At 46.4% G+C, this 15,170-nt stretch carries 13 protein-coding genes; 11 read left to right on the top strand and 2 right to left on the bottom strand.

Annotated features, from left to right (window positions below; all coding sequences use genetic code 11):
- Positions 1-2: 2 nt before the first annotated feature.
- Entirely contained in the window at positions 3-725 is a 723-nt protein-coding gene (locus MUB50_RS09320; protein ID WP_173754443.1) for a GntR family transcriptional regulator, read from the bottom strand.
- A gap of 291 nt (positions 726-1,016) precedes the next feature.
- Between MUB50_RS09320 and MUB50_RS09315 the strand changes: the two genes are divergently transcribed.
- The 6 genes from MUB50_RS09315 to pflA all read left to right on the top strand — a co-directional run bounded on the left by MUB50_RS09315 (position 1,017) and on the right by pflA (position 8,898).
- Positions 1,017-1,985 (top strand): SIS domain-containing protein, encoded by a 969-nt coding sequence (locus tag MUB50_RS09315; RefSeq protein ID WP_118515831.1) that lies wholly within the window; start codon positions 1,017-1,019, stop codon positions 1,983-1,985.
- Positions 1,986-2,023: 38 nt separating this feature from the next.
- A complete protein-coding gene (locus MUB50_RS09310) occupies positions 2,024-2,881 on the top strand; it encodes a PfkB family carbohydrate kinase (protein ID WP_173754442.1) in 858 nt (285 codons plus the stop codon).
- 15 nt (positions 2,882-2,896) lie between these two features.
- A complete protein-coding gene (locus MUB50_RS09305; protein WP_244791082.1) occupies positions 2,897-4,399 on the top strand; it encodes an ABC transporter permease subunit in 1,503 nt (500 codons plus the stop codon).
- Entirely contained in the window at positions 4,392-5,114 is a 723-nt protein-coding gene (locus MUB50_RS09300) for an amino acid ABC transporter ATP-binding protein (protein WP_244791080.1), read from the top strand. Before MUB50_RS09305 ends, MUB50_RS09300 begins: the two co-directional genes overlap by 8 nt.
- A 764-nt stretch (positions 5,115-5,878) precedes the next feature.
- Positions 5,879-8,140 carry a formate C-acetyltransferase gene (gene pflB / locus MUB50_RS09295; protein WP_243119227.1) on the top strand — a complete coding sequence of 754 codons (2,262 nt, stop codon included), beginning with the start codon at positions 5,879-5,881 and terminating at the stop codon, positions 8,138-8,140.
- 8 nt (positions 8,141-8,148) lie between these two features.
- On the top strand, positions 8,149-8,898 hold the full coding sequence (pflA, locus tag MUB50_RS09290) for a pyruvate formate-lyase-activating protein (RefSeq protein WP_178687677.1): 750 nt from the start codon (positions 8,149-8,151) through the stop codon (positions 8,896-8,898).
- Between the two features lie 56 nt (positions 8,899-8,954).
- Here the strand turns inward: pflA and MUB50_RS09285 are convergent, their stop codons facing one another.
- The gene (locus MUB50_RS09285; protein WP_022427300.1) at positions 8,955-9,695 is read right to left on the bottom strand and encodes a lysophospholipid acyltransferase family protein; all 741 of its coding nucleotides are present in this window, start codon (positions 9,693-9,695) and stop codon (positions 8,955-8,957) included.
- Between the two features lie 147 nt (positions 9,696-9,842).
- Here MUB50_RS09285 and MUB50_RS09280 point away from each other — a divergent pair, with 147 nt between their 5' ends.
- The 5 genes from MUB50_RS09280 to MUB50_RS09260 all read left to right on the top strand — a co-directional run bounded on the left by MUB50_RS09280 (position 9,843) and on the right by MUB50_RS09260 (position 15,166).
- Positions 9,843-10,298 carry a protease complex subunit PrcB family protein gene (locus MUB50_RS09280; protein WP_244791078.1) on the top strand — a complete coding sequence of 152 codons (456 nt, stop codon included), beginning with the start codon at positions 9,843-9,845 and terminating at the stop codon, positions 10,296-10,298.
- 3 nt (positions 10,299-10,301) lie between these two features.
- Entirely contained in the window at positions 10,302-11,870 is a 1,569-nt protein-coding gene (locus MUB50_RS09275) for a DUF3794 and LysM peptidoglycan-binding domain-containing protein (protein WP_173754114.1), read from the top strand.
- Positions 11,871-11,960: 90 nt separating this feature from the next.
- The gene (gene ispE, locus MUB50_RS09270) at positions 11,961-12,842 is read left to right on the top strand and encodes a 4-(cytidine 5'-diphospho)-2-C-methyl-D-erythritol kinase (RefSeq protein WP_015525345.1); all 882 of its coding nucleotides are present in this window, start codon (positions 11,961-11,963) and stop codon (positions 12,840-12,842) included.
- Positions 12,832-13,533 (top strand): GntR family transcriptional regulator, encoded by a 702-nt coding sequence (locus tag MUB50_RS09265; RefSeq protein ID WP_118515838.1) that lies wholly within the window; start codon positions 12,832-12,834, stop codon positions 13,531-13,533. Before ispE ends, MUB50_RS09265 begins: the two co-directional genes overlap by 11 nt.
- Before the next feature lie 136 nt (positions 13,534-13,669).
- Positions 13,670-15,166, top strand: coding sequence for a spore germination protein (locus MUB50_RS09260; RefSeq protein ID WP_118515839.1), 1,497 nt, complete (start codon positions 13,670-13,672; stop codon positions 15,164-15,166).
- Positions 15,167-15,170 lie beyond the last annotated feature (4 nt).

Genomic DNA, 15,170 nt, shown 5'->3' with positions numbered 1-15,170 from the left:
CTTCAAAATGAAATCGTATAGCGGGAACCTGCAATGTATTCACGGCTGATGTAAAGCGGACTTCCATCAGGAGTTTCCATATAGGAATCCAGGATCAGCACAGGATCACCGGAAGACAGACGCAAAGTTTTTGCCATATCCGGAGAGGCTGCAGTAACAGAAATGGTGCTGCGGCTGGACTCTGCGATCGTACAGCAGTAGGTATTTTTTATATATTCAAAAAAAGAACCGTTTTCTACAGCGTTCGGATCAAAATCCGGGAAAAGCCGTGTGGGGAGCCAGGTGTGAACATCAATAACCGGAATACTGTCAGCCAGAAGAAGACGTTCCAGGAAAAAAACTTCTTCATCGGGAGCAAGCTGCAGAAAATCAGAGGTTACGGTGTTCGCATTTTTTTTGCAGAAGGACAGTACGTGAGATTCCGGAATACGGTCATTCTGGCGGCAGGATTCGGAAAAACTCATATTTTTTTGGGATTCAAATTTACGGAAGATCATAGGAGACTTTACGAAAGTTCCCTTGCCCTGATGCTTGATCAGATACCCCTGGGTACAAAGCTCCTCCACTGTACGTCGGACAGTGATCCGGCTGACATGGTAAAGCTCGGCAAGCTCCGGCTCTGTCGGGATTTTTTCCCCGGGCTTGTAGGTACCGTTTTTGATCTGGCTGGTAATAATATCCATAAGCTGCTTGTAAAGCGGCTGGATCGAATTTTTATTTAACATGAAAATATCCTTTCTGAGATTGTTCATAAACGATATTTTACTATAGTGCGGATATATTTGTCCAGTAAGAGACAAACCTTTGCAGTGCGGAGGAATGTGTATAGGATGAATAATTAATCATAAATCATGAATATACTCTTTACTATAACGTTATAATATGTTATATTTTTTAAAAAGATAAAATGCAAAAATTTAAGAGAAAGAAAATCATCTGAAAATCTGAAAAAACCTGTATTTTCAATGGATTCAGAGGATTATCAGACGAATTTCCACGAAAACCGGAGGATGAAAATGGACGCAGTAAAAATCGTAAATAAGATCAACAAAGAGCATGGAACAATCAAAAATGTGTATTTTCTTGCATGCGGAGGATCTCTTGTGGATCTGTATCCGGGATATTATTTTGTCCGTGCGGAGTCAGCAGTGATGGATGCACAGTGGATCCCTGCAAGAGAGTTTGCTCTGACACCGCCTAAGAAGCTTGGAAAAGACAGCCTTTTGATCATCTGTTCTCACAGCGGAAAGACCAAAGAATGCCTGGAAGCGGCGAAAGTGGGAATGAATGCAGGTGCAGCAGTTGTGACTATGACACATGCACCGGGATCTGCCTGCGATACAGATGAGTGGATATCTATTGTATATGACTGGGCACCGGGAGTGAAAGAGGCAGAGAAGCCGCAGGGAATCGTACTTCGTATTCTTAATGAGCTGATGAAAATACAGGAGCCGGGATATGTTCTTTATGACAAAATCGCAGAAGGATTTGATAAGATCGATGAGATTATTGCAGCAGCAGTGAAGGATCAGCAGAATGCGGCATGGCTTTTTGCAGAAAAATATTCAGAGGAACCGAACCTTTATATCATGGCATCCGGAGCCTCCTATTCTCAGGCATATGGCTTTGCGATCTGCTCACTTCAGGAAATGCAGTGGATGGACTGCGGTTATCTGAACAGTGCGGAATATTTCCATGGACCATTTGAGGTGACAGACGAGGAGCACCTTTATATTCTTATGATGAGCAGGGGCAGAAACCGTATGATGGATGAGCGTGTGCTGACTTTCCTTGAAAAATACGGAAAAAAATACGAAGTGATCGATGCAGACAAACTTGGCATGGCAGCTATTGACGACAGCTGCGTGGAATATTTTACACCAATGCTTTTCTATACCATGACAACTGTTTACCGCACTGCACTGCAGGATAAACGCCGTCATCCGTTGGATATGAGAAGATATATGGGCGTTGTGGAATACTAAAAACGCTGCCTGTGCCTGTGCACAGAGAAAGGGGAAAAATGAGCAGATACAGTACAAAACTCCTTGGGTTCGGAGACAATGTTGTGGATATCTATGATCACCTAAAAACCATGTATCCAGGCGGAAACTGTGTAAATGTCAGTGTCTACGGTAAAATGGCCGGATGTGAAAAAACAGCGTATATGGGATATTTCGGAGATGACGACAGAGCAGATCTGATCATGGATACACTGGAAAGAATCGGCGTGGAAACTGTGAAATGTAAACAGCTTCACGGTGAAAACGGTTATTCCAGGATCACATTAAAAGACGGAGACCGTGAGTTCCTGGATTTTAATGATGGTGGTATCCGTGGAAAAACACCGTATATCCTTGATCGTTTTGATCTGGAATATATGAAAGGCTTCGATGTGGTACACAGTGGAAATTATTCTTTTACAGAGCGTGAGCTCCACAAGATCAAAGAAGCCGGAATCCCGGTCTCCTTCGATTTTTCCGATGATTCCACAGAAGAATATTATGAAAAAACGGCACCGTATGTTACATATGCTTTTTGCTCTTTTGATGGAACCGATGAGGAGGCAGAAGAACATCTGAAAAAGCTCACCTCCATGGGACCGGAACTTGCCATGGCTTCCAGAGGTGCGAAAGGCTGTATTCTCTATGATGGGGAGAAATTTTTTGCTCAGGAAGCAGCTCCGCTTGAGAAAGTGAAGGATACTCTCGGTGCAGGAGATTCCCTGATCGCGTCTTTCCTTACTGGCTTTATTGGAAGAACTAAAGCTGGTATGGATAAGGAAACCGCGATTTGTGAAAGTCTTAAAGAGGCAGCAGCTTTTGCAGCAGGCATCTGTGGCATGGAAGGTGCTTTTGGCTACGGAAAAAAATATGAATAGCAGGAGGGGAAAATAATGGGACGCAATGGAAAAAGCAGAGCTCTTATTTGCTTTGTACTGTGCATGATCATGGCTCTGCCGGTATATTTCAGCAGTGCAGTGGCAGTAAAAGCGGCAGAACAGCAGACCATCATCATAGGAACGAATGCAGAGTATTCGCCGTTTGAATACCTGGATGATGATGGAAATATTACAGGTTTTGATTACGATCTTCTGGAGGCGATAGCCAAGGAAGAAAATGTAAAGCTGGTATGGAAGGATATGCCTTTCGATTCCCTGATGGGTTCCATGGAGGCCGGAGATGTGCAGGTGATCGCTGCCGGAATCGGACCTACTGAGGATCGTAAAAAAAGTGTTGATTTTTCCGATGTTTACTATACCGGTACACAGTGCATCATCAGCCGTAAGGATAATCCGATCAAGGATTTTGAGGAGATGTCCGGAAAAACAGTTGCAGTTCTGGAGGGTGCACAGAGTGATATGATCGCATCCGGCGAGACTACTGATTACGGTGAAGTTAAGGATGCCAAAGTAAAAAGATTTAAAAACGCTTCCAGTGCAGTCATGGAGCTGAAAAACGGTGGAGCAGATGCAGTTCTGATCGACAATATCATGGCTGAGATCTACTGTAAACAGAATTCAGATCTGCAGTATGAGTCTGTGCCAAGCACAGCAGAGGACACGGTTTTCTGTATTGAAAAAGGAAACACAGAGCTTGTCCAGATCATCAATGACGGGCTTGCAAAAGTAAAAAAATCAGGAAAATATGATGATCTTTATCAGAAGTATTTTGTGGACACACTTGAAAACAGTGAGGATGTGACAGATGTAGCAGCAACAGATGGTTTTCTGGGACTTTTAAGCTTTATTTTCCTTCAGGATAACCGCTGGAAGTTTTATATTAACGGTCTTGGAATTACACTGATCGTTTCCCTTTTGTCTGTGATCGTAGGTATCCTGATCGGCCTTGTGGTGGCTCTGGTACGTCTCGGAGCTGCGAAAAAAGGCAGAAGAACCATTCTTTCCACGATAGCAGATATTTATGTTGATGTGATCCGCGGAACACCGTCAGTTCTTCAGCTGATGATCATTTATTTTGCTGTGTTCCACAGCAGACTTGGATATGTGGCAGCAGTGGTCAGCTTCGGTATCAACAGCGGTGCGTATGTTTCCGAGGTTATCCGCGGAGGTATTTTGTCTGTAGACAAAGGTCAGAGTGAGGCAGGACGTTCTCTGGGACTTGGGTACAAAGATACCATGCGTTTTATTATCATTCCGCAGGCTGTAAAAACCATCCTTCCGGCAATGGGTAATGAGTTTATCCAGCTGATCAAGGAGACTTCTATTTTGGGCTATGTGGGTATCATGGATCTGACAAAGGCGGCAAGCTATGTTTCTTCCCGTACTTATCAGATGTTCATACCGCTGATCGTTGCAGGTATCATGTACTATCTGATCGTGAAGTGCCTGAGCCTTCTGCTGAAGAGATTTGAAAGGAGACTGAGAGAAAGTGATTGATGTTAAAAATCTGAAAAAATCCTTCGGGGATGTACACGTATTAAAGGGAATCACAACTCATGTAAACAAGGGTGAGTGTATCTGCATCATCGGTCCGTCCGGCTCCGGAAAATCTACTTTTCTGCGCTGCCTGAATCTTCTGGAAAAACCGGAGGAAGGCGAGATCACCGTAAACGGACAGCAGCTCCTGGATCCGAAGCTGAATGTAGATAAATTCAGGGAAAATGTGGGAATGGTTTTTCAGCATTTTAATCTGTTCCCCAATATGACAGTATTAAAAAATATCACTCTTGCGCCGGTACGTCTTGGCAAATGGAATGCGACAGAGGCTGACCAGAAGGCAAGAGATCTTTTGAAAAGAGTCGGGCTTGAAGAAAAAGCCGATGTTTATCCCGGAAAGCTTTCCGGCGGACAGAAGCAGAGGGTTGCTATCGCCAGAGCACTGGCTATGAATCCCCAGGTGCTTCTGTTCGACGAACCAACGTCAGCTCTTGATCCTGAGATGGTCGGAGAGGTTCTTGAGGTTATGAAAGAGCTTGCAAAAGAAGGTATGACCATGCTGGTGGTTACCCACGAGATGGGATTTGCAAGGGAGGTCAGCGACAGAGTACTCTTTATGGATGATGGGGTGATTCTTGAGGATAGAAATCCGAAAGAACTTTTTAGTGATCCTCGGGAGGAACGGACGAAGGAGTTTCTTTCTAAAGTGTTGTAGTTTTTTTGTGAAAAAAGTTCTGCTTTGAAAAAGCGGGGAAAACCGTGGGGAGGGGAGGCACTCGAAGTTGCGAAGCCCGTTTCCCCTCCCCACACCCCACCCCTCCGGGCACGCCGCTGTGCTACGCCTTGGAGCGTGTTAATTTATCGGCTTAGTCCTGTATGCTGCTGTATCGGTGGTGTCAGGCTGAGCCGATTTTTTTGTTCCGCCGGACGGGAAAGCGGCCCGCGCAGCGGGCCTGTTCCCTGGGATATGGCAAATAGGAGGAGTTTGGTGTTACGTTCACCACACACCCATCGGATCGGCACAATCCCCACACAACCAACACCGAAGAATACAGAATCCTTTCCAATACATTGTAACATACCACAACGCAGAACAGCGACGTGCCCGGAAAGGGGGAGCGCGAGGGGGAAAAGCGGGCTTCGTAACTCCGAGCGCCTTTCCCCCTCGCAAACCTGCCCACTGCTCAAGTGTCCCCCTGAAAGGGAAACGCCCACTGCTCAAGTGTCCCCCTGAAAGGGAAACGCCCTCCGCGCAGGAGCGTACGTCAGACGCCCGACAGTGTACAATATCTGGTACAATTTTCTCATTAATTTTGTCAATAGTACATTCCCTTGTATATTATAAAGAACATACATCCAATCTGTTGACTTTGAAATCTGAATCTGTTATCTTATGGTCGTCATGAGAAATGTTATATATTACTAACTGCGCGGACAGTGAACGAAATATTGAGACAACAGGAAAGGATGTGTAACAAATTGGCAAAAGTTGATTTTGAACAGTGGAATGGTTTTAAGGGTGACCGTTGGAAAGAGAAGATCGATGTTCGTAATTTCATCAGCATGAACTATACACCATACGACGGAGATGCTTCCTTCCTGGAAGAGCCAACAGAGGCAACAGACAAACTCTGGGGCAAACTTCAGGAGCTTCAGAAAGAAGAGCGTGCTAAAGGCGGCGTTCTTGATATGGAGACAGAGGTAGTAACAGGAATTACAGCATACGGTCCTGGATATATCGATGCGGAGCTCAAAGATCTGGAGCAGGTTGTAGGTCTTCAGACAGACAAACCTCTGAAACGTGCTTTCATGCCATACGGCGGAATCAAAATGGCAGAGCAGGCATGCGAGACTTACGGATATCACGTAAGCGACAAGATCAAAGATGTTTTTAACAACTATGAGTTCAAAACACACAATCAGGGTGTATTCGATATCTACACACCGGAGATGAAGAGAGCACGTCACAACAAGATCCTTACAGGACTTCCGGATACTTACGGACGTGGACGTATCGTAGGTGATTACAGACGAGTTGCTCTTTACGGAATTGATTACCTGATCGCAGGCAAAGAGAAAGACTTTGCAGCATGCGACCGTCAGGGTATGAGACGTTATGACTTCCAGCTTCGTGAGGAGATCGCTGATCAGATCCGTGCTCTGAAGAAGATGAAAGAAATGGCTCAGATCTATGGCTTTGATATTTCCCAGCCGGCTAAGAATGCAAAGGAAGCATTCCAGTGGCTGTACTTCGGATATCTTGCAGCAATCAAGACTCAGAACGGAGCTGCAATGAGTGTCGGACGTATCTCCACATTCCTTGATATCTATATTGAGAGAGACCTTGAGAACGGAACTCTTACAGAGAAAGAGGCACAGGAGCTTGTTGACCATATCGTAATGAAATTCCGTATGGTTAAATTCGCTCGTATCCCGTCTTACAACCAGCTCTTCTCCGGTGACCCGGTATGGGCAACTCTGGAAGTAGCAGGTATGGGACAGGACGGACGTTCCATGGTAACAAAGAACGATTATCGTTTCCTTCATACACTTGAGGATATGGGACCGGCTCCGGAGCCGAACCTTACAGTTCTCTACTCTTCAAGACTGCCTGAGAACTTCAAGAAATATGCAGCAGACATCTCTGTTACAACAAGTTCCATCCAGTATGAGAACGATGATGTTATGCGTCCGGTATGGGGCGATGACTACAGCATCTGCTGCTGTGTATCTGCTACAGAGACCGGTAAAGAGATGCAGTTCTTCGGTGCTCGTGCTAACCTTGCAAAATGCCTTCTTTACGCGATCAACGGTGGTGTTGATGAGAAGACAAAGCAGCAGGTAGGACCGCAGTACCAGCCGATCACTTCCGAGTACCTTGACTATGACGAAGTAATCGCAAAATATGATCAGATGATGGACTGGCTTGCACATCTGTATGTTGGAACACTGAACATGATCCACTACATGCATGATAAATACTACTATGAGGCAGCTGAGATGGCACTTATCGATACAAAGGTTGACCGTTCCTTTGCAACAGGTATCGCCGGATTCTCACACGTAGTAGATTCCCTTTCCGCTATCAAATATGCAAAAGTAAAAGCAATCCGTGACGAGGACGGAATCACAACAGACTTCCAGGTTGAGGGTGACTTCCCACGTTATGGTAACGATGATGACAGAGCAGACGAGATCGCAACAACCCTGCTTTCCACATTCCTTGAGAAGCTGAAACACATCCATACCTATCGTGATTCCAAGCCAACCACATCCATCCTTACCATCACATCCAATGTTGTTTATGGTAAAGCTACAGGATCTCTTCCGGACGGAAGAAAAGCCGGCGAGCCTCTGGCACCGGGAGCAAACCCGTCTTACGGCGCAGAGCAGAACGGACTTCTTGCTTCCCTGAACTCTGTTGCAAAGCTTGACTATGAGGATGCCCTTGACGGAATCTCCAATACTCAGACTATCAACCCGGATGCTCTTGGTCATTCTGAGGAAGAGCGTACAGAGAACCTTGTAAATGTACTTGACGGATACTTTGACCGTGGTGCACATCACCTCAATGTAAACGTATTCGGTAAAGAGAAACTTATCGATGCTATGGAGCATCCGGAAAAAGAGGAGTATGCAAACTTCACGATCCGTGTTTCCGGATACGCTGTTAAGTTCATCGACCTTACAAGAGAGCAGCAGCTTGACGTTATCGCAAGAACCTGCCACGAAAGGATGTAATAAAAAATATGGACGACCAGAAAAAAATCACTGGCTACGTCCACTCACTGGAGAGCTTCGGCTCTGTTGACGGACCAGGAGTCCGGTATGTGATCTTTTTGAGCGGCTGCGCCATGCGCTGTCAGTTCTGCCACAATCCGGACACCTGGCAAATGAAAACAGGAACGGAGTACACAGCAGATGAGCTGCTTGAAAAAGCCTGTCGATACCGCTCTTACTGGGGAAGTAAGGGCGGTATTACTGTGAGTGGAGGCGAGCCACTGTTACAGATCGATTTTCTCACTGAGCTGTTCAGAAAAGCAAAAAAACTTGGGATCCACACAACACTTGATACCAGCGGCAACCCTTACACAGAAGAGGGGGCGTGGTATGAAAAATGGGAAGAGCTGATGAAATACACAGATCTTGTCATGCTGGATATCAAGCACATTGATGAGGAACAGCATAAGATCCTCACAGGATGTACCAATAAAAATATCCTTGCCATGGCCCGGAAGCTTTCCGATATGGGCGTATCCATGTGGATCCGTCACGTGCTGGTTCCGGAACGCAATGACCGGGATGACTATCTCCACCGACTGGCTGACTTTATTGCAACACTGAAGACAGTTGAGAGAGTGGAGGTTCTTCCATATCACACACTCGGAACCTTTAAATGGGAAAATCTGCATATTGATTATCCGCTGAAAGGAATCAATCCGCCAACGAAAGAACGGATCGAAAATGCGGAAAAAATCCTGGGAGCAGGTACACAGTAATAAAAAACCATATCTTATGTCGAAAAACAGACATAGATATGGTTTTTTTTTGATGTTCATACCAGTTCTTTATTTTTGATCAGCATTTCTTTGATGATATCCTGTGTATAGGAACCTAAGCGGCGCTGAGTATCCCGGTCAAGCTCTGAAGGAATGATAGGCTTGCCATATTCGATCACTACGTGTGTAGGTGTCATCTTCGGGAAATTGGCCTCCCAGATGTTGGCAGAGTTGCTGATCGCAATAGGAATGATCGGGCTTTTGGCTCTGGTCGCGATCTTGAAGCTGCCGTCATGGAAAGGCAGCATTTCTGTTTCATCAGCATTCTTATTTCTGGTTCCTTCCGGGAAGATACATACGGAAATGCCGGATTTTACATAGTCTGCGGCCTGAAGGATCGTTTTCAGACCCTGCTTGATATCCTCTCTGTCGAGAAAGAGACAGTAGAGATTGCGCATCCAGTTGGAGAGCAGCGGATAATGCTCCATTTCCTTCTTGGCAACATAGCCGGTGCGGATCGGACAGCGGCTGTAGGTGAGCAGGATGTCGAAATAGCTCCGGTGGTTTGCTACATAGAGAACAGCCTGATCCTTTGGAACGTTTTCTTCGCCGATGACGGTGACTTTGGCGCCTGTGATCCACAGGATGAATTTGAATATGGCCTGTACCATGCGCAGAGAGCTGATATCCTTAGTCATGGGAGAAAATTTCCCGATGATCCATTCTACAAGGAGAACCGGAATGGTCAGCACCAGATAGGCGATCACCACGATACAGACAAGTATGAATCGAATCATGTCTTTTGTCCTTTCTGTTATAGATACTTGCGGAGTGTTCCGCAGTAAGATGGTATTTTTATATTATACGAAGAAAATCCGATAGTTGCAATAAATCTTTCCCTGCTCACATAGAATAAATACTGAATAATGCAGGTGGCTTATATTATGAAAAAAGCAGTATTTCTGCGGATCGTGCTGACAGCTGCCGTGCTGGCGCTGCTGCTTTCCGGGTGTCGCTTTGTCCGGGTGGAGGAAGAAGAACGAAAACCGGTAGATTACACCATTGTGGAACGCCGGGATATCCCGGAGGAGCTTTCCAGGCTTATGGAAGAAAAAAAGGAAAAGGAATTTCAGCTGAGTTATGAAACCGGAGATGATCTTTACCTGGCCAAAGGGTACGGGCGGCAGATGAGTGGCGGATACAGCATCCAGGTAGAGGAGCTTGGAGAATCCTCGAATGGGATATTTTTTGTTACAAAACTTCTTGGACCGGAGGATCTTAAGGAGGCAGGAGTTCCGTCCTATCCCTGCATTGTGATAAAAACCCGGAAACAGGAAAAGCCGGTAACGTTCCGGGAAAGCAGTAGTCCGGTGAAAAAAGAGTTGGAGAAAGGGGAATAGACTGTGGAATTAAAAAAAGAAAGCATGCAGATATTAAAGGAAAAAAGCAGGGCAAAAAGTCAGATCACTTTTGATGAGGATTTTAATGTACCGGATGCAAAACCGGATGCAGGAAGACTGATCCAGAATAAGGGCAGGATCATTATGGATGATGTCCGTCTTACTGACGGGAAAGGTATTCTTACGGGAAATCTGCAGGTAGATATCCTTTATGTGGGGGAAGAAAGCGGGATTGTCAGCGGTCTAACTGCAAAACTTCCATTTGAGGAAACCTTGAACCTGAAGAACATCATAAATGGGGATAAAATGTGTCTGAAGTGGGAAATTGAAGATCTTACGATCCGCCTGATCCATTCCAGAAAGCTCAATATCAAAGCTTTGGTTACTTTTTGTGCGACTGTGGATGAAACGGAACAGATCCGCCTGCCGGTGGCGCTGGATGCAGAAGAGGTATCCGTCAGAAAAAAAACAGTCCGCTTTCTGGGACTTACCGTACATAAAAAAGATACACTCCGGATCAAGGATGAGTATACCATTGCCTCCAATCGTCCGGATATCGCCAGCCTGATCTGGTATACTATGGATGTACGGGGACTGGATCTGAAGCCGGAGGAAAATGTGGTAAAAGCAAGGGGAGAGCTGTCCGTTTTTGTGCTGTACGGAGCTGAAGATACAGAAGCTCCGGTGCAATGGCTGGAATATTCGCTGCCTTTTTCCGGGGAAGTGGAATGTCCGGACTGCACGGAAGAACTGATCCCGCTGATCGAAGCTTCGGTGATGCATCAGAGTCTGGAGGCCAAACCGGATGTCGATGGGGAAGAACGGATCCTTGTTTCGGATGTGGTGCTGGAGCTGGATATGAAATTTTTCAGGGAAGAGGAATATGATCTCATTACCGATGTGTATACACCGATCCGTGAATGCGTTCCGGAAGGGAAGAATGAGGTACTGGAACGGCTTCTGGTACGTAATTTTTCCAGATGCAGGATCAGTGACAGGATCCAGGTAAAGGAGACTCAGGGAAAAGTCCTCCAGCTGTGTCACAGTCAGGGAAAAGTGAAGATCGATAAGACCAGGATCGTAGAGAACGGTGTGCAGGCAGATGGCGTGGTCATGCTGAAGATCCTGTACATTATTGGAAATGATGATATGCCGTTTTATTCCATGGAGGCAATGATACCGTTTTCCCATATGGTTGAGGCAAGAGGGATCCGACAGGACAGCTGTTATCAGTTAAAAGCAAAGCTGGAGCAGCTTTCCGCAGCCATGGCAGATGGAAATGAGATCGAGATCCGGGCAACTGTAGGACTGGAGCTTCTGGCAGTTGCCAGAGAACCGGTATTTATCATTGAGAAAGTAGAGGAAAAACCACTGGATATGAAAAAACTCCAGGCCATGCCGGGAATCCTGGTTTACATGGTAAAACCGGGAGATGAATTGTGGGATATCGCAAGGAAATATCACACATCTGTACAGGAGATCCGGACGATCAATGGTCTCAAGGAAAATCAGGAACCATCTCCGGGAACTCCGCTTCTTGTTGTGAAAAAAGTGGAAGGTCAGATCAAATAAAAAGTGGAATATTTTGCTGTTGAAAAGAATGTAAAAATCATATAAAATACATGTATAAATACTGTATACAAAGTACAAATGGAGGGGCTTATGCGTTTAAAAGCAATGGCAAAGATCAATCTCGGACTTGATGTTCTGGGAAAGAGAGAGGACGGTTATCATGAGGTACGCATGATCATGCAGACCATCCGTATGTATGATATCCTGGATATCAGAAAGACCAGACGGCCGGGGATCGTACTGACGACCAATCTTCCGTTTATCCCCACAGATCAGAGAAATCTTGTATATAAAGCAGCACAGATGCTGATGGAGGAGTTCGATGTTGAAGAGGGACTTTCCATCAAGCTTCGTAAATTTATCCCGGTGGCAGCAGGCATGGCAGGAGGCAGCTCCGATGCAGCGGCTGCATTTGTGGGTGTGAACCGGATGTTCCATTTAGGGCTTACAGAAGAACAGCTGATGGAACGTGCAGTAAAGGTCGGAGCAGATGTTCCGTATTGTATCATGCGGGGAACAGCTCTTGCGGAGGGAATCGGAGAGAAGCTGACCAGACTTCCGGAAGTTCCGAAATGTTATGTTCTGATAGGAAAACCGGGGATCAATGTTTCCACAAAAACAGCTTATGAGAATCTGAATCTGGAAGGGATCGGTAAACATCCGGACATCGATGGACTCATCGGAGCTATCAGAAATAATGATCTGTATGCCATGGCATCCAGAATGGAGAATGTATTTGAACCGGGGATCATCCGACAGTATCCGGTGATCGGCAATATCAAGAACCTTATGGAAGAAAAAGGTGCGCTGAAAGCCGTGATGAGCGGGAGCGGTCCTACTGTGTTTGGAATCTTTGATAACAGGGATAAGATGGCCGCGGCAGCCAGAAGCCTCAGAAAGAGCGGGCTTGCAAAGACTGTATTTGCCACGGATATTTACAATAGAGATGGAGGAGTTACAAATGACAAGTGATTTTTCTGTGGATATGAATGAATATCTGCCGCTTCGGGATGTTGTTTTTAATACCTTGCGGCAGGCAATCCTGAAGGGAGAGCTGAAGCCGGGCGAAAGACTTCTGGAGATTGCCCTTGCAGAGCGTCTTGGTGTGAGCAGAACACCGGTGCGTGAGGCTATGCGTAAGCTGGAGCAGGAAGGTCTTGTAGTGATGATCCCACGCAGAGGTGCACAGGTAGCCAGCATCACAGAGAAGGATCTGAACGATGTTCTGGAGGTACGTATCGCTCTCGAAAATGTTGCCATAGAAAAAGCGTGCAAGCTGATCACAGAGGAGGAGCTGGGAAGGCTCTGGGTGGCAGCCAAGGAATTTGAAAAAACAAAAGCAGAGGGAAATCTGGTCCGTCTGGCGGAAACTGATGTGGCTTTCCACGAGATCATATACCAGGCTTCTGATAATAAGCGTCTGAACCAGGTCCTGAATAATCTCCGTGAGCAGATGTATCGCTATCGTGTAGAGTATCTGAAGGAGGAGCAGACAAGAAATCTTCTGGTCAGTGAGCATGAAGAGCTGGTAAAAGCCATCCGTGAAGGAGATGTGCAAAAGGCGCAGGATATTTCTTTCCATCATCTGGAAAATCAGCGAAAAGCGATCATCCGTACTATCCGCGCGGAGAATGAAGCCAAAGAAGCCGAGAAAAAAGAATAAGAACCGGATATGCGGGAATATTAAGAGAGATGTCATTGTGGCATCTCTTTTTTTTAACCGAATCAGGTAAGTTCCCTGTTTCAATTGCGAAAAGCAATAAGCAGTGGGGGAACTTGCTATAAAGGATGGTGGCTTTATGGAAACAAGGAAGATATCGATATCGCTTCATGAAAATGAATCGTATATCCGGAAACAGTGTGAAAACTGCGATGATATCCTGATCAGGCCCATGCGCCTTGGTGAGGGACATAAGGCGGACTGTCTGATGGTCTATATTGAGGTGGCGGTTTCCAACATGATGCTGGATGATTCTGCTATCGGAAAAATGATCAATCATTTCTGGGAGATCCCGGAGGAAAAGATCCGGGAATTTATCCGCCGGAACAGCCTTGGAATTGCAGATGTGAAGGAGCTGTCTTCCATGGAGGAGGTATTTGGTGCCATTCTTTCGGGAAATGCAGTTTTCTTTCTGGATGGATACGACAAAGCAATGAAAATTTCCAGTAAAGGATATCCGGGGCTGCCTGTATCAGAGGTGAAAACGGAAAAGGTCCTCAGAGGCTCCAAGGAGGGGTTCTGTGACAGTGTAAAAATCAATGCGGCCCTTGTGAGAAAGCGGATCCGGGATACCAGGCTGAAGGTGGAGCAGAGCAGCATCGGTGTACGCTCCAATACGGTGGTACAGCTTCTTTATGTGGAGGATCTGGTCCATGAGGAGCTTCTGACTGCTGTGAAAGAGCGTCTGGAATCTTTTGCAGTGGACGGGATCCTGGACAGCGGGATGCTGGAACAGTTGACAGAAGAAGCCTGGTATTCTCCCTTTCCTCAGTTTCAGACAACGGAGCGGCCGGATCGGGCTGCCCAGGAGCTGCTGAATGGAAAAGCAGTTCTGCTCTGCGACAATTCGCCGGTGGCACTGGTGGTTCCCGGAGCATTCAACAGTTTTATGGAAAGCAGTGAAGACTGGTACAATCGTTTTGAGATGGCATCCTTCCTGCGGGTTCTCCGGTATCTGGCCATGGCTGTGGCAACGCTGCTCCCCGGACTTTATCTGGCTGTGATACGGTTTCATACACAGATCCTTCCGGCGAATCTGATCCTTTCCTTTGCACAGGCAAGAGAGGGTGTTCCATTTTCCAGTGTAGTGGAGCTGGTGTTCCTGGAACTGTCATTTGAGTTGATACGGGAGGCTGGTGTGCGGATCCCGGGAGCTCTTGGAAATGCCATTGGGATCGTGGGAGGACTGATCATCGGACAGGCAGCAGTGGAGGCCAATCTTGTCAGCCCGGTGGTAGTGATCATCGTGGCACTGACAGCACTGGGATCACTGGCTATACCTAATGAGGAATTTGCTTCTGCATTCCGGCTTCTGAAGTACGCTTTTCTGTTTCTGGGAGGGTTTCTGGGTATCTTCGGAATCGTGTTGGGACTGTATCTTACCGTGGCGCATCTGTCAGGACTCTTAAGCTTCGGTGTCCCATATCTGGTACCTTTTGTAGAGAAGAACAGTGAGACGGAAACCGGTGGAAGGATTTTGCGACAGCCCTTCCGGAAGCGGAAATTCCGGCCGCTGTATGCCAGAAATGCCCAGAAACGCAGGCTTCGGACAAGGCCATGGAGCCGGAAAGGATAAAGGT

Source organism: Blautia sp. NSJ-140 (assembly GCF_022868965.1).
In the GTDB taxonomy this organism is placed as follows: Bacteria; Bacillota; Clostridia; order Lachnospirales; family Lachnospiraceae; genus Blautia_A.
Note: the sequence above shows the minus strand (reverse complement) of the source record. Positions and strands in the feature narration are given on the sequence as shown.